Origin of the sequence: Streptomyces sp. TLI_55 (assembly GCF_900206255.1) — a bacterium.
Classification (GTDB): domain Bacteria; phylum Actinomycetota; class Actinomycetes; order Streptomycetales; family Streptomycetaceae; genus Streptomyces; species Streptomyces aquilus.
Genome location: NZ_OAOJ01000001.1, coordinates 1,660,343 through 1,674,884 on the forward strand (window position 1 = coordinate 1,660,343; position 14,542 = coordinate 1,674,884).

At 70.8% G+C, this 14,542-nt stretch carries 12 protein-coding genes and 1 tRNA gene; 3 read left to right on the top strand and 10 right to left on the bottom strand.

Features of this window, described 5'->3' with window-relative positions; genetic code table 11:
- Window positions 1-3 precede the first annotated feature (3 nt).
- Window positions 4-567: an HIT family protein gene (locus CRP56_RS07710; RefSeq protein WP_059196410.1), complete on the bottom strand. Its 564-nt coding sequence runs from the start codon at window positions 565-567 to the stop codon at window positions 4-6.
- 67 nt (window positions 568-634) lie between these two features.
- Between CRP56_RS07710 and CRP56_RS07715 the strand changes: the two genes are divergently transcribed.
- Window positions 635-1,303 (top strand): potassium channel family protein, encoded by a 669-nt coding sequence (locus tag CRP56_RS07715; RefSeq protein WP_257040169.1) that lies wholly within the window; start codon window positions 635-637, stop codon window positions 1,301-1,303.
- A 33-nt stretch (window positions 1,304-1,336) separates the two neighbouring features.
- Here CRP56_RS07715 and thrS read toward each other — a convergent pair whose 3' ends face one another.
- The 3 genes from thrS to CRP56_RS07730 form a co-directional block, all read right to left on the bottom strand.
- Window positions 1,337-3,313 (bottom strand): threonine--tRNA ligase, encoded by a 1,977-nt coding sequence (gene thrS / locus CRP56_RS07720; protein ID WP_097261565.1) that lies wholly within the window; start codon window positions 3,311-3,313, stop codon window positions 1,337-1,339.
- 90 nt (window positions 3,314-3,403) lie between these two features.
- Window positions 3,404-4,621 (bottom strand): hypothetical protein, encoded by a 1,218-nt coding sequence (locus CRP56_RS07725; protein ID WP_097261566.1) that lies wholly within the window; start codon window positions 4,619-4,621, stop codon window positions 3,404-3,406.
- Window positions 4,618-5,184, bottom strand: coding sequence for a DUF4365 domain-containing protein (locus tag CRP56_RS07730; protein ID WP_097261568.1), 567 nt, complete (start codon window positions 5,182-5,184; stop codon window positions 4,618-4,620). The genes CRP56_RS07725 and CRP56_RS07730 overlap by 4 nt, the downstream gene beginning before the upstream one ends.
- Before the next feature lie 168 nt (window positions 5,185-5,352).
- Between CRP56_RS07730 and CRP56_RS07735 the strand changes: the two genes are divergently transcribed.
- Window positions 5,353-6,081: a 3'-5' exonuclease gene (locus tag CRP56_RS07735; protein WP_097261571.1), complete on the top strand. Its 729-nt coding sequence runs from the start codon at window positions 5,353-5,355 to the stop codon at window positions 6,079-6,081.
- 58 nt (window positions 6,082-6,139) lie between these two features.
- Here CRP56_RS07735 and CRP56_RS07740 read toward each other — a convergent pair.
- A tRNA-Val gene (locus CRP56_RS07740) sits at window positions 6,140-6,211 on the bottom strand.
- 39 nt (window positions 6,212-6,250) lie between these two features.
- Window positions 6,251-6,697, bottom strand: a complete 447-nt coding sequence (locus CRP56_RS07745) for an SRPBCC family protein (protein ID WP_097261574.1) — start codon at window positions 6,695-6,697, stop codon at window positions 6,251-6,253.
- Between the two features lie 86 nt (window positions 6,698-6,783).
- Here CRP56_RS07745 and CRP56_RS07750 point away from each other — a divergent pair, with 86 nt between their 5' ends.
- A complete protein-coding gene (locus tag CRP56_RS07750) occupies window positions 6,784-9,171 on the top strand; it encodes an SCO7613 C-terminal domain-containing membrane protein (RefSeq protein WP_257040173.1) in 2,388 nt (795 codons plus the stop codon).
- 67 nt (window positions 9,172-9,238) lie between these two features.
- On the opposite strand, the gene CRP56_RS07755 is transcribed toward CRP56_RS07750, so the two are convergent.
- From CRP56_RS07755 to CRP56_RS07770, 4 genes are all read right to left on the bottom strand, one after another.
- Entirely contained in the window at window positions 9,239-11,974 is a 2,736-nt protein-coding gene (locus tag CRP56_RS07755; RefSeq protein ID WP_097261579.1) for an exo-rhamnogalacturonan lyase family protein, read from the bottom strand.
- Between the two features lie 136 nt (window positions 11,975-12,110).
- Window positions 12,111-12,701, bottom strand: coding sequence for a hypothetical protein (locus CRP56_RS07760; RefSeq protein WP_179850965.1), 591 nt, complete (start codon window positions 12,699-12,701; stop codon window positions 12,111-12,113).
- A gap of 10 nt (window positions 12,702-12,711) precedes the next feature.
- Window positions 12,712-13,587, bottom strand: coding sequence for a carbohydrate ABC transporter permease (locus CRP56_RS07765; protein ID WP_097261581.1), 876 nt, complete (start codon window positions 13,585-13,587; stop codon window positions 12,712-12,714).
- Complete coding sequence (locus CRP56_RS07770) at window positions 13,584-14,540, bottom strand: carbohydrate ABC transporter permease (protein ID WP_097261583.1); 957 nt, start codon at window positions 14,538-14,540, stop codon at window positions 13,584-13,586. Before CRP56_RS07770 ends, CRP56_RS07765 begins: the two co-directional genes overlap by 4 nt.
- Between the last annotated feature and the right edge of the window lie 2 nt (window positions 14,541-14,542).

A 14,542-nucleotide genomic window follows, 5' to 3' on the forward strand; every position in this document is an offset into this window, starting at 1 on the left:
CGGCTAGGCGGACGCGGGCCAGGCGTCCGCCAGCATCTTCCGGGTGTCGGCGAGCAGCTGCGGCAGCACCTTCGTGTGGCCGACGACCGGCATGAAGTTCGTGTCGCCGCCCCAGCGGGGCACGATGTGCTGGTGCAGGTGGGCGGCGATACCGGCGCCCGCCACCGTGCCCTGGTTCATGCCGATGTTGAAGCCGTGCGCGCCGGACGCGGTGCGCAGGGCCGTCATCGCCTGCTTGGTCAGCGCGGCCAGCTCGACGGTCTCCGCGTCCGTGAGATCGGTGTAGTCGGCCACGTGCCGGTAGGGCACGACCATCAGGTGACCGCCGTTGTACGGATACAGATTCAGCACCGCGTACACCTGCTCGCCGCGCCGGACGATCAGACCGTCCTCGTCGGACTTGGCCGGGATGGAGCAGAAGGGACAGCCGTCGTCGGCGCCCGGGCCGGTCGGCTTGTTCTCGCCCTGGATGTAGGCCATCCGGTGGGGCGTCCACAGACGCTGGAACGCGTCCTGGGTCCCCACTCCCCACTGCTGCTCCGGCTCACTCGTCATGCAGGGAAGCATATGGCTTCGCCCGTTCGCGGCGTGTCGGCGGGGTTGCGGCAAAACCCTCCCGCGCGAAGCTGGGCCGGTGACCGATGACAGCCGTACGACCAGCTCCAGGACCGCCTGGGAGGAGCGCACCGAGATCCCCCTCGCCGTGGCATCGCTGGTGTTCCTCGCCGCGTACGCGGTCCGCGTATTGGCGGAGGACCTGCCACAGGCCGGGGCGGACGCGTGCCTGGCGGTGATGCTGGCCGCGTGGGCTCTCTTCGTGGCGGATTACGCGGTGCGCTGGCGGGCGAGCGGGCAGCGGCTGCGTTTCGTCCGGACGCACCTGCTGGACACGGTCGTGGTCCTGCTGCCGTTGCTGCGGCCCCTGCGGATCGTCAAGGTCTACGAGGCCGTCCAGCGCCGCCACGGCCGGCCCCGGCTCGCGCTGCACGCGCGTGTGATGGCCTACGCCGGTCTGTCGACGTTCCTGCTCGGCTTCTCGGGCGCGCTCGCGGTCTACCAGCGCGAGCGGGACGCGGCGGGGTCCTCCATGCGGACCTTCGGGGACGCCTTGTGGTGGGCCTGCGCCACCCTCACGACCGTCGGATACGGCGACGTCACGCCCGTCACCCCGACCGGACGCCTGATCGCGGTCGGGATGATGGCCATCGGGCTGGCGCTGGTGGGCACGGTGACTGGCACGTTCGCCTCCTGGCTGCTCCAGGTGTTCTCGCGGGAGGACGACGAGAGGCCCCCGGGAAGCTGAGCCTCCCGAGGGCCTCCGCGTACCGCCGGACGATCAGACCTGCGCCCGCTCCTCGACGACCTTCGCGATCTTCGCGATGGCCTCGTCGAACGGGATGCCGTTCTCCTGCGAGCCGTCGCGGTAGCGGAAGGACACCGAGCCCGCCGACATGTCCTCGTCGCCCGCGATGACCATGAAGGGCACCTTCTGCTTCTGGGCGTTGCGGATCTTCTTCTGCATCCGGTCCGAGGAGGCGTCCACCTCGACCCGCAGCCCCTGCTTCTTCGCGGCGGCGGCGAACTTCTCCAGGTACTCGACGTGCGCGTCACCGATCGGGATACCGATCGCCTGCACCGGCGCCAGCCACGCCGGGAACGCGCCCGCGTAGTGCTCCAGGAGCACCGCGAAGAACCGCTCGATGGAGCCGAACAGCGCGCGGTGGATCATGACCGGACGCTGCTTGGAGCCGTCCGGACCCGTGTACTCCAGGTCGAAGCGCTCGGGCAGGTTGAAGTCGAGCTGGATGGTCGACATCTGCCAGGTGCGGCCGATCGCGTCCTTGGTCTGGACGGAGATCTTCGGGCCGTAGAACGCGGCGCCGCCCGGGTCGGGGACGAGGGGCAGCCCCTGCTTCTCGGCGACCTGGCGCAGCGTCTCGGTCGCTTCCTCCCAGACCTCGTCCGAGCCGACGAACTTCTCCGGGTCCTTGGTCGACAGCTCCAGGTAGAAGTCGGTCAGACCGTAGTCCCGCAGCAGGCCGAGGACGAAGGTGAGCGTCTTGTCGAGCTCCTCCGACATCTGCTCGCGCGTGCAGTAGATGTGCGCGTCGTCCTGCGTGAAGCCACGCGCGCGGGTCAGGCCGTGCACGACGCCCGACTTCTCGTACCGGTACACGGTCCCGAACTCGAAGAGGCGCAGCGGCAGTTCACGGTACGAGCGGCCGCGCGCGTCGAAGATCAGGTTGTGCATCGGGCAGTTCATGGGCTTGAGGTAGTAGTCCACGCCCTCGTCGAGCTGCATGGGCGGGTACATGCCGTCGGCGTACCAGTCCAGGTGCCCGGACGTCTCGAAGAGCTTCCCCTTCGTCGCGTGCGGGGTGTAGACGAACTCGTAGCCCTCCTCCTCGTGGCGGCGGCGCGAGTAGTCCTCCATGACCCGGCGGATGATGCCGCCCTTGGGGTGGAAGACGGCGAGGCCGGAGCCGATCTGCTCGGGGATGGAGAACAGGTCCAGCTCGGAGCCCAGCTTGCGGTGGTCGCGCTTCTCGGCCTCGGCGAGGAAGTCGAGGTAGCCCTTCAGCTCGTCCTTGGTCGGCCAGGCGGTGCCGTAGATGCGCTGGAGCATGGGGTTCTTCTCGCTGCCGCGCCAGTAGGCGGCCGCGTTGCGCATCAGCTTGAACGCCGGGATGTTCCGGGTGGAGGGCAGGTGGGGACCGCGGCAGAGGTCCTTCCAGCACAGGTCGCCGGTCTTGGCGTCGAGGTTGTCGTAGATCGTCAGCTCACCGGCGCCGACCTCGACGTCCGCGCCGTCGTCGTGCGACGCCGAGCCCTTGAGGCCGATCAGCTCCAGCTTGTACGGCTCGTCCGCCAGCTCCTCGCGGGCCGCCTCGTCGGTCACCACCCGGCGGGAGAACTTCTGCCCGCGCTTCTGGATCTCCTGCATCTTCTTCTCGATGGCCTTGAGATCCTCGGGCGTGAACGGCTTCTCGACGTCGAAGTCGTAGTAGAAGCCGTCCTTGACCGGCGGGCCGATGCCCAGCTTGGCCTCGGGGAAGAGCTCCTGCACGGCCTGCGCCATGACGTGGGCGGTGGAGTGGCGCAGGATGTTGAGACCGTCCTCGGAGGAGATCTCGACGCCCTCGACGGTCTCGCCGTCCTTGACCTCGTACGCCAGGTCCTTCAGCTCACCGGCCACCCGCGCGGCGATGATCGAGCGCTCGCCGGCGAAGAGCTCGGCGGCCGTAGTGCCCGTCGTCACCGTGCGCTCTTCCCGCTCGGAATCGCGTTGGATGATCACACGGACGTCTGACACCGGTCTCTCCTGACTGAAGGGGATGCGGGCGCCATACCGTGAGCGCGCGCAATAGGGGATCGTACCGACCCGCACCCACCGACCGCGAAATCAGTCCCCTCCGCAGGCCTCCTCGAAGAAGTCCAGGTTCTCCTGCAACGACTTCATCAGCCGGTCCCGCTCCGCCTCGTCCACCTGCACCGGTACGACGCCGGAGGCGCCGGTCAGCCGCCGGAACCCGCCCCGGCTCTCCAGCCGCCCGTGCACCCGCACCGGCAGCCCGACGAGGTGGGCGTGCCCGGCGATGCGGTACGCCTCCTCGTCCAGGGTCAGCCGGATGTGCGGCACCTCCACGCCGGCGATCACCCGCAGCCGTACGCTGCCCTCCCCGCGCGGCCCCGACCTGCGCATCCGCACCACCGTCCCGGTGACCCGCACCGGCACGGACGGTTCCTCGCGCAGATAGCGGGCCCCGGCCTCGCGCAGCACGGGCAGGTCACCGGGCGAGAACTCGACGGGCTCCCCGGACGCCGCGCACCCCTCGGGCACTCCGGCCGCCGGCGCCCAGTCCACCGCGATGCGCGCCCCCTCCGTACCGCGCACGAGCGCGATGAGGGCCTCGGTGAGCTCACGGCTCACGCCTGCCTCGACGGCCCCGTCGAAGGCGTCCATGCCACCGGTGGCCCGCTGGTAGTCGATGGCCTCGCGGGCCGCGCACAGGGCCTGGTGGAGGCGTACGGCGAGGGGGCGGCCGGTGCCGACGGGCACGAAGGCGGTGAGCCGGCCGTCGGTGGCGGCGCCGACGAGGACGTTCTCCAGCAGGGAAAGGGCGGCGCGGCGATGCCGGGCGCCGTAGTAGCCGGCACGCGCGCGTGTGGCGAGTGCGCCGGCGAGGAGGGTCTGCCGGGCAGCGGCGCGCAACTGCTCTTCCACCGCCCAGGACGCGGCTCCGGCCGGCCCGGTCGGTACGTCCCGCCACCAGCGGATCTCGTCGCTGGGCACGGCGAGGCCGACGAGGACCTCGTGCGCGGAGGGTGTGCCGCTGCGGGCGAGCGCGACGAGCGCCTCGCCGAGCAGATCGTCGCTGTCGGGGAAGGCGCGGCTCTCGGGGACGAGCAGGCTGGTGCCTCCGGTGCCGGGGCCCGGTGGGGTCCAGCGGCCGTAGCGTCCGGGGGCGCCGCCGCGGCGCTGCCAGCCGTGCCGGTGCAGCAGGGCGCTGAGGACGGCGGGGTCGACGTCGTCCGGCTCGGGGGCGCGGTTCCAGGCGGCGGCGTCGACGGGGTGCGGCCGGACCGGCCGCAGGGGTTCTTCCACGGGGCGGTGGGTCATGGTCTGCCTCCCGTCCCGACCCGCGTCATGATCTCGCACAGCGCCCGGTCGTCGAAGATGCGTGCGGTCGGTATCCGTACGGTGGTCCGGGTCCGGCCCGTGACCGGGTGCCCGGCGAGGTTGACCCAGTAGCAGCAGTGCCGCAGGTCGAGGCGGTCGTGGCTGGCGCGCAGCCAGTCGTCCTGGGATCTCGGAACGAGCATGACCACGAGGATCTTGTGCACCGAGACGGGGGTGCGCGCGAGCTTGCGCAGATGGTCGTTGTCGAGCGTGAAGGAGAAGAACCGGCCCGGCGGGTTGGGCGCGACCTGGTAGGTGCACTTGAGCTGCACCTTGATGGTGACCTCGTCGTCGACGGTGTGCCCGGGCGAGCCGTGGCTGACGTGCCAGTCGATGCCGTTGTCGGGGAACGGCTGCGACAGCGAGCAGCCGGCCGCCGCGGCGACGGCGTGCAGATAGCCCACCTGCAAGGTCTCCATGCAGGCGGTGGTGGCGAGTGTGCCGCGAAGGGGGCCCGTACGTTCGGGCAGCAGCCCGCCCCGCTCGGGCTGCGCTATCGCCATGACCAACAGCCTTCCACGCTCGGTGAATCCGAACCTCGGGTCTCTGAACTGCAAAGACCGGTATTCCTGTTGTGTCCGTCCGGCGTACGGCGCAAACAGCCCGGGTATCACCAAAGCGGCAGAAGACGGTGCGTCAGCTGCCGTGGGTGAACGAGGGGTTGTGTAGGTATGACGTGCTGGTACGAAGGGCCCCTGGCCGCCTTCGACACGGAGACGACGGGCGTCGACGTGGAGACCGACCGGATCGTGTCGGCCGCCATAGTCGTCCAGGACGCCCCGGGCACCCGGCCGCGGGTGAGCCGGTGGCTGGTGAACCCGGGTGTGCCGGTGCCGGAGAGCGCGACGGCGGTGCACGGGCTGACGGAAGAACACCTGCAGCGCAACGGCCGCTGGCCGGCGCCGGTGATGTACGAGATAGCGGAACAGCTGGGCGAACAGGCGTCCGCGGGGCGGCCGTTGGTGGTGATGAACGCGCCGTTCGATCTGACGCTGCTGGACCGGGAGTTGCGCCGCCATCGCGCGTCGTCCCTGGACCGCTGGTTCGAGGCGTCGCCGTTGCTGGTCCTCGATCCGCGGGTCCTGGACAAGCACCTGGACCGCTACCGCAAGGGCCGCCGCACCCTGACCGACCTGTGCGCGCACTACGAGGTCACACTGGACGGCGCGCACGACGCGGGCGCGGACGCACTGGCCGCGCTGGAGGTCGTACGAGCGGTGGGGCGGCGTTTCGCGGCCCGCCTGGAGCGGCTGAGCCCAGTCGAGCTGCACACCCTCCAGGCCGGGTGGCACGCGGCGCAGGCGCGCGGGCTCCAGGCGTGGTTCGCGCGCAGCGGCACCCCGGAGGCGGTGGACCCGGCATGGCCGCTGCGTCCGGAACTGCCGGCGGCGGCCGCCTGAAGGGCCACGCGACAAACAAAGAAGCCGGTCCGCGTGCTGCGGACCGGCTTTCTCCCGGTGGGCGATACTGGGTTCGAACCAGTGACCTCTTCGGTGTGAACGAAGCGCTCTCCCACTGAGCTAATCGCCCGGGAACGCACTGAACAATACAGGTCCCCGCGGCTTTCCTTCAAACCGCTTCCAAGTAGGCGGCCAGGCCCCGCCGTCCGGCCCGCATCATCAGCCGGTGATTGACCCGGAACACCGGCCGCCCCGGCACGGCGAGGCGCCGCAGCAGCGGCTTGTTCACATCGACGACCTGGTCGTACAGCGCTAGGGTGCCCGCCCCGTCCCCGGTGATCGTCCAGCGCGCCCAGCCCTCCAGGTCCCCCGTCATGGCGATCTCCAGCACCCCGGCGGCCCGGTCGCGCCGCACTTCCCGCGCGGTGAAGACGAGGGCGTAGGGCAGGGTGGCCCGGATCGTGATGACGCCGCTGGTGTCGTCGAGGCGTTCCACGGCACGGACCTGGGGCCACCAGCGGGGGTAGTCCTCGGCCTGTTCCAGCACGTCGTAGACGGTGGCGGGGGGCGCGGGCAGGGTCCATCGGGTGTGGAAGCGGTAACGGCTCCAGTCCATGTGCCGAGTCTGCCCGTAGGGATCTGAGTACGTTCTGAGTACGCGCACTCATGTCGTACGACGTGACCCGGACCACACTCCAAGGCATGACGCACTTTCCGCCCCCGGCCGAGGAGTTGCGGCTCCTGGACGCGGAGCTGTTCCACCTCGACGCCCGCCGGACCCAGTTGCTCCGGCGCCGCGCCTGGCTGGTCACCGCCCTCCAGACACCGGTCCCTCCCCCGCCCCACTCCGCCCAGGCCGCCCGCTCCGAGGCCACCGCGCCCCGGGTGCAGAACGTGCTGCTGATGCTGGGCGGTGTCCTGCTGGTCATCGCGGCGACGGCGTTCACGCTGGTCAGCTGGGGTGACCTGGGGATCGCGGGGCGGGCCCTGGTGCTCGGCGCGGTCACCGCGGCGGCGCTCGCCACGCCCACGGTCCTGCTGAAGCGCGGCCTGCGCTCGACGGCCGAGTCGGTGGCGGGCCTGGGCCTGGCGCTGACGGTCCTGGACGCGTACGCGCTGCACGAGACGGTCTTCCCGCAGGCGGAGGGCGCGCCCTACACGGCGATCGCGTCGGCGCTGCTGGCGGCCCTGTGGCTGGCGTACGGCCTGCTGCCGCCTCTGAAGGACCTGCGTCTGCCGCTTCCCGCGGCCCTCCTGTCGGCCCAACTGCCGCTCTTCTTCAGCGCCTTGGCGCTGGACGCCGACTCCTACGGCGTCACGGCGGCCGTGCTGCTGACGGCCGCGTTCGACACAGTTGTGGCGCTCCGGGCGACCGCCGGACCCGTACGCCTGCTCGCCGTCGTCGGCGCGTACGGCCTGGGCGGCTCGGGCGTATGGGCGGCCGGTTCGCTGTCCTGGACGGCAACCGGCCCGAGCGCCGCCGCCCGTGCGGCGGCGCTCCTCCTCCTCGCCGCGACGATCGCCCTGACGGCGGCGTGGCGAGGCGCGAGCGCGCAGGCCACCGCGCCCGCCTCAGACGTCCCGGCGACGCGGAGCACCGGTCACGCCTTCGGCCTCTCGATCGCCTCCGCCCTCCTGCTGGTCGCCGCGCTCGGTGGCCTGGCGCGCTCCGCGCTTCCCGGCGCCTGGGCGGTTCCGGTCCATCTCGCCTGCGGCATCGCCCTGTTGGCGGCGGTACGACCGGAGGGGCTGCCGGAGACGGTGCGGCGCGGGTTCGCCGCGGCCTCCGGTGCCGTCCAGGCCCTGGCCGTGGTGTGGACGCTGCCCGTCGTGGCGGTGACTCTGCTGGGGCCGGTCGCGTGGGTGGCGCACGCCTGGTCGGGCGCGCCGGCGGATCTGCGCGAGGCGGTCACGGTGGACATCCCCTGGCCGCCGGACGCGGCGACGGCCCCGCTGGTCCTGGTGGCCGTGGCGGCGGTACTGGCCCTGGCGGTACGGCACACCGACTGGCGTCCGCGAGCCCTGACCGGTGCGCTGGTGCTGACGTGGGCGGCGGCGCTGACGCTTCCCGCGGTCCTCGAACTGCCGTACACGCTCGGCCTGTTGGTGCTGGGCTCGGTGACGGGCGTGATCCTGGCGTCGCCCTACGGTCAGCCGACCGCGACCGTCCTCGCCCTCGTCACCTCCGCGAACCTGGGTTTCGCCGCCCTGGCCTCCCAGTCGGCGACCCTCACCGCGCTCGGCGCCCTCACGGCGTTCTTCGCGGTGGTCTCCTGGCGGATCACGGTCATCACGGCCCCGGCGGCCCTCGCGTACGCCACCGCACTGGCCTGCGCGATCGGCGCCGCGGCGGACTGGCAGCCGCAGTACACGGCCCTGCTCGTGCTGGCGGTCCCGGTGTCCGCGGCCCTGCTGGCGGCGTGGCTCAAGGAGCCCCGGGCGACGCTGACGGTGGAGGTCACCGGAGCCGTCGCCGCCCTCCTGGCCCTCGCCCTCGCCGCGACCGACCCCCCGATGCTGGCCCTGGTCCTGTCCCTGTGCGGAGTGATCGCCGCGGGCACCGCCCTCCGCCCCGACCGCCACACCGTGGGCTACGCGGCCGCCACCCTCTTCCTCCTGGCCACCTGGGTGCGCCTGGCGGCCTGGCAGGTCGACACCCCCGAGGCGTACACGCTCCCGGTCACGATCCCGGCGCTGCTCGTCGGCCGGCTCCGCAGGCGGCGCGCCCCGGAGACCTCGTCCTGGACGGCGTACGGTCCGGGCCTGGCCGCCACGCTCCTGCCGAGCCTGGTCATGGCCTGGGGCGACCCGCACTGGACCCGCCCGCTGCTCCTGGGCCTGGCGGCGCTGTCCCTCACCCTGCTGGGCGGCGGCTACAGCCTCCAGGCGCCCTTGGTCCTGGGCGGCTCGGTCCTGACCCTGGACGCCCTCCACGAACTGGCTCCGTACATAGTCCAGGTGACGGACGCTCTCCCCCGCTGGGTCCCCCCGGCACTGGCGGGCCTCCTGCTCCTGGCCCTGGGAGCGACGTACGAGCAGCGCATCAGGGATGTGCAGCGAATGCGGAACAAACTGGGCAAGTTCAGCTGAGACACCGCCAAGGGGCGCGGGGAACTGCGCGACCAGCCACAACGGTCCCGCAGTTCCCCACGAACCGTCACGGCATCCTGTCCCCGAGCAACGCCAGGTTCTCAATGGCCGCGAGCCCATACAACGCGGTGTCATTCGTGGAAACCCACGCCGCCTCACTACCGGCCACCAATGCCACCGGCCCGCTCAAGGCCTCCGTTTTCCAAGGCGCCGACTCCTTGTACCCGTCGGAGTTGTAGAACTTCTCCCACGCCCGCTTGGCCAGCTTCTCGTCCCCCGTCTGCACCGCGGCATACGCGTCGAGCCGCGAGTGCCCTTGGAACAGCAGCAGCGTCCCGAAGTTGGACCCGTAGCGCGCCGCCTGCTCGGCCTTGGTGGCGTTGAAGTAGCGGCAGTAGTCGTAGTACGCCTCGTTGAACGCGGGCATGTGGACGAGGTCGATGAGTTCGGCGCACAGTTCGTTGAGGCCGAACACGGCGGAGAGGTGCGAGACCCCGACGACCGGTGTCGCGGCGACCGTGAACTTGCCCGTGTCGAGGTCGTACAGCCCACTGCCCTGCACGAACCCGTTGGGCTGCGCGGCGATCCCCTCCATGGTCGACAGGACCCGCGCCTTGGCCTTCTCCCACTTGGGCCCCTTGCGCTCCCACTCGGTCAGCCACGCCGACACCAGGCCCGACCAGTCGGTGCCGAAGCCGACCGACAGGGCGTGCCGGTCGGGCGTGTAGGGCTCGGTGCGGATCTTGCGCAGCGGGTCGAGGACGAGGAACGTCTCGTCGGAGTCGACGTTGGCGTGCATGAGGTCGCCGACCCGCTCGTCCGCGGTGAGGAAGTAGTAGTAGCGCCGGTACGTGGTGTTGGCGATGCGCTGCTGCTTGGCGCTGTCGGCGTAGTGCTGCACGCCGTGCCGGGTGCCGAGGCCGGCCCACTTGCCGAGGTGGTAGACGTCGACCTCGCCGGTGTGCCGGGTCATCGCCTCGGCGAACCGGAAGATGTCCGCGCGGCCGGAGCGGAGGTACGCGAACCACAGCCACAGGTCGGGCGAGAGCTCGGAGTTGTCCCAGGCGTAGCCGCCGATGTCGTACCGCCACTGGTGCCTGACGGTGTCATAGGTGTGCATGATGTCGCCGTAGTCCCAGAAGCCGTACCAACGGCGCTGCTCCACCTGGTCCTTGTAGTAGGTGAAGAGGAAGTCGAGGTGGTCCTCGATCTTCGCCTTGGCTGGCGTGGAGCGGTCGGGCTCGGAGTACAGGCCGGGGCCGAAGACCTTCGCCTTGATGAGCTGCTTGGGCGGCGCGGCGAGCTGCGGCAACACCCGTACGGCTGCGACCTGTTGGGCAAGAGCGGCCGCCGACGGGGTCGACTCGTTGGCCCAGAACAGCAGTTCTGAGGTGCGGGCGATGCCGTACGGCGTGCCGAACTCCGGCTCGTAGTCCTCGTAGGTGATGTTGAGGCCTTCGAGCTGCTCGGCGAAGGTGTCCTGGCCCATGCCGTCGTGGTAGAAGCGCAGGTCCATGGGCTGCGCCTCGGGCGACCAGAGCCAGAGGGTGACCTCGGCCTCGTCGGTGTGGGCGTCGCGGATGTCGAGCTGGGCGGGGAACTTCTCCCAGAAGTCCCGCAGGCCGAAGGAGAGTCCGCCGCTGACGCCACCGACGTAACCGAACCCGGAGGCCCGCTTGCCGCCCCCCGCGCCGATCCAGCCGTGGCCCTTCTTCGTCCGCTTGCGCAGGGTGAAGCCGTCGGCGGAGAGCTGGGAGAGGGTGTAGTCGCCCCACTCGGGGATGTACTGCAATCTCGTCGTCACCCGCTGGTCCCAGGTGGCGGGGTCGGGCAGCTTCTCGCCCGCGTACTGGGCGGCCTGGACGGCGGCCCCCGGGTCGCGCCGCAGGCCCGTGATGCCCTTGACGGCCTCGCGCAGCAGACCGGTGCCCTCGCCGCCGATGCGGACGTGGCGGTCGTACGACGGGTCGCGCATCGGCACGGTGAAGCGGACGCCGATGCCGCGGATGAAGTCGCCGCTCGCCTTGCCCGGCTCCTGGGTTCCGTCGAAGGTGAGGGTGTGCACCATGCGGAAGGAGTCGGCGCCCGCGTAGAAGTAGACGCGGAGGGAGAACGGCAGCCAACTCCGGTCGCCCTTACGGTGTTTGCCGTCGATGCGGACGACCGCGCGGACCGGGCCGTCCTGCTCGACGGTCACGTCGGCGATGGCGCCGTCGAAGCGCTCGGTCTTCACCGTGCCCTGATCCTCGTCCTCGATCTCGGGCTGGCGGATCAGGACGAGCTTGCCGTTCTTGGCGATCTCGGTGGAGCCGCGGGTGACCGACTTGATCAGCGTGGCGCCGGACTTGCCGATCCTGGCGGTGATGACACCGGTGGAGACGGTGATGGTGCCGCCGCTCTTGTCGACGGTGACCTTCTTGTCGGGTACGGCGGCCTCGCCCGCGGACAGGGTGAGCTTGCCGTTGCCCGAACTCACCGCGTGGGCGGTCCACTTGAGGGAGCCGTCGGGCCAGTAGGCGAGGGGCCAGGACTGCACGGGCACGGATGTGCCGTCCGCGTCCGTGAGCGCGAAGGTCTGGTCCTCCTGGTGGACGCCCCTGGGCCAGGGCACGCCGAGGGTGGAGCCGGGGGCGGCGCCGAGTCCGCCGTCCTCCAGCCAGTCCAGGACCACGGGACCGTCGTCGGCCTCGGCGGCTCTGGGCGCGGCCTGCGCGTCCTTCGTTCCCAGCGCCCAGCTGAACTGCGCGGCGGCGCCGGCGACGGCGGCGGCCTTGAGGAGGGACCTGCGGGGGATGGGAGACATGGTCATTCCTTTCCATGGGCGGCTGTACGGCTGGTCAGGGGCATGACAGAGAGAGGTACGGCGCCCGGGGCACCGACCTTGAAGGCGCAGCGGCCCGCACGTCAGCGGTGCCGGCTGCGCGGGAGCGCACCGCCCGTCAGCGGTGGCGGTACCGCTCTTCCACGGCGACGGCCGCCGCCGCGACGGCTCCCAGGACGGGAACCGCCAGCGGCGCGACGAACGCGGCGGACAGGACCACGACACCCAGCCCGCCCACGATCAGGAAGGACCCGGCGGGGTCGAGCAGGGTGCGGCGCCCGGCGTCCGAGAGCAGCGCCCGCCAGGAGTCGCCGGGCGTCCAGACGGCCGCCGCCCGCAGCAGCGCCACGACGACGGCGATCAGGGCGAACAGACCGACGGCCCCGACAAAAGGCCCGCCGGGAATCCCGGCCCGCGCGGCCAGGACGTCCACCCAGACCGCGCCGGCCACGGCCCAGCCGGCGAGCCCGACGACCCACCCGCGGCGCAGGGCCGTACGGAAGTCCGCGACGAACTCCCGCCAGCCTCCGGCCTCATGGCGGATCCGCCGTCGCAGATGGCGGGCGCCGGCGGCGAAGGCCGCGGGGTAGGTGGCGACGCCGAGCGAGGCCACCGCGATCCACACCCCGGTGAGCAGACACTCGGCGAACACGGCGAACCGCTCGCCCCCGAAGGCCGGCCTGCGGGCCTTCACCCGTGCTTGCGCCATGCCGACCGCCTCACTTCAGTCCGGACGTCGCCATGCCGTCGATGAGATACCGCTGGAAGGCCATGAAGAAGGCGATGACCGGCACGAGCGCCACCAGGGACATCGCGATCATGCTTCCGTAGTTGGAGATGCCCTCCTGGTCGCGGAACATCATCAGGCCGAGCGAGACGGTGTACTTGTCGGGGGTGTTGAGGTAGATCAACGGCCCCATGAAGTCGTTCCACGCGTTGATGAAGGTGAAGATGGCGCTGGTGATGAGGGCCGGGCGGGTCAGCGGCAGCACGATGGACCAGTAGGTCCGGAAGTGCCCGCAGCCGTCGAGCCTGGCGGCCTCGTCCAGCTCGCGCGGCAGTCCGCGCATGAACTGCACCATGAGGAAGACGAAGAACGCCTCGGTGGCCAGGAACTTGCCCGCCACGAGCGGCACCATGGTGTCGACGAGTTCCAGCTTGCGGAACATCACGTACTGCGGGATGAGCAGCACGTGGTACGGCAGCAGCAGCGTGCCGATCATCAGCGTGAACAGCAGATTCCGCCCGGCGAACCCGATCTTGGCGAAGGCGTAGGCGGTCAGCGAGCTGGAGATCACGACCCCGACGACGGCGAGCCCGGCGTAGGTCAGCGAGTTCAGGAAGAACGTGCTGATGGAGATGCCGGAGATACCGTCGGCGAGCCCCGAGAAGTTCGCCCAGACCGGCTTGGCCGGCAGCAGGTCGATGCTGGCGATGATGTCCTTGCTCGGCTTGAACGAGGCGCCGAGCACCCAGATGACGGGGTAGAGGACGACCGCGAGGACGGCGAGCGCGCCGACGTGCCAGGCGATCGACCCTGTGCGCCGCCGCCCGCTCGCGGAACGGACGGCAGGAGTACTGGTGGCGCTGGTCACTTGGCGGCCTCCTCGTAGTGCACCCACTTCTTCTGCGACCAGAACAGGACCGCCGTGACCAGCGCCACCGCGACCACCAGCGTCCAGGCCATCGCCGAGGCGAAGCCCATCTGGGCCTCCTTGAAGCCCTTCTGGTAGAGGTAACAGGTGTAGACGAGGGTGGCGTCGGCGGGCCCGCACTGGGTGTTGGAGACGACGTACGCGGACCCGAACACCTGGAACGCGTGGATCGACTCCAGCAGCACGTTGAAGAACAGCACGGGGGAAATCATCGGCAGGGTGATGTTCCAGAACCGGCGCAGCGGTCCGGCGCCGTCCATCTCGGCGGCCTCGTACAGCTCCTGCGGGACCTGCTTGAGACCGGCCAGGAAGATGACCATCGGCGCGCCGAACTGCCAGATGCTCAAGGCCACCAGCGCGTAGAGGACGTAGTCCGGGTTGCCGATCCAGCCGCCGACGTCGAGTCCGAAGACCTTCTGGGTACGGTCCACGATCGCGTCGTCCGAGAACAGCGCCCGCCACACGAAGCCGACGGAAACGCTGGCGCCGATGAGCGAGGGCATGTAGAACGCGGCCCGGTACAGCCCCTGTCCGCTCCGCTTCTGCGCGAGCAGCAGCGCCACTCCGAGGGCCAGCAGCAGCTTGAGCGGGGTGGCCACGACGACGTACTTCAGCGTGACCTCGACCGACTTCTGCCAGCGCGGGTCCTGGAACATGGTCGTGAAGTTGTCGAGGCCCACCCACTCCGGCGGGGTGAAGAGGTTGTAGCGGGTGAACGCGTAGTAGAGCGACGCGATCATCGGCCCCGCCGTGAGCACCAGGAACCCGGCGATCCACGGCGACATGAAGAGATAGCCGGCGATGTTCTCGCGGCGCCGCCCGCGCCGCCCGGCGGCAGGAGCGGCGGACCGCTTCTTCGCCGGGCGCGCGGGCGCTTCCTTGACGAGCGTCATGG

Excerpts from the sequence above, each read along its gene's own strand:
- CRP56_RS07710 (WP_059196410.1), bottom strand. The coding sequence starts at position 567 with ATGCTTCCCTGCATGACGAGTGAGCCGGAGCAGCAGTGGGGAGTGGGG.
- CRP56_RS07725 (WP_097261566.1), bottom strand. The coding sequence starts at position 4,621 with ATGACCCACCGCCCCGTGGAAGAACCCCTGCGGCCGGTCCGGCCGCAC.
- CRP56_RS07730 (WP_097261568.1), bottom strand. The coding sequence starts at position 5,184 with ATGGCGATAGCGCAGCCCGAGCGGGGCGGGCTGCTGCCCGAACGTACG.
- CRP56_RS07735 (WP_097261571.1), top strand. The coding sequence starts at position 5,353 with ATGACGTGCTGGTACGAAGGGCCCCTGGCCGCCTTCGACACGGAGACG.
- CRP56_RS07745 (WP_097261574.1), bottom strand. The coding sequence starts at position 6,697 with ATGGACTGGAGCCGTTACCGCTTCCACACCCGATGGACCCTGCCCGCG.
- CRP56_RS07750 (WP_257040173.1), top strand. The coding sequence starts at position 6,784 with ATGACGCACTTTCCGCCCCCGGCCGAGGAGTTGCGGCTCCTGGACGCG.
- CRP56_RS07755 (WP_097261579.1), bottom strand. The coding sequence starts at position 11,974 with ATGTCTCCCATCCCCCGCAGGTCCCTCCTCAAGGCCGCCGCCGTCGCC.
- CRP56_RS07760 (WP_179850965.1), bottom strand. The coding sequence starts at position 12,701 with ATGGCGCAAGCACGGGTGAAGGCCCGCAGGCCGGCCTTCGGGGGCGAG.
- CRP56_RS07770 (WP_097261583.1), bottom strand. The coding sequence starts at position 14,540 with ATGACGCTCGTCAAGGAAGCGCCCGCGCGCCCGGCGAAGAAGCGGTCC.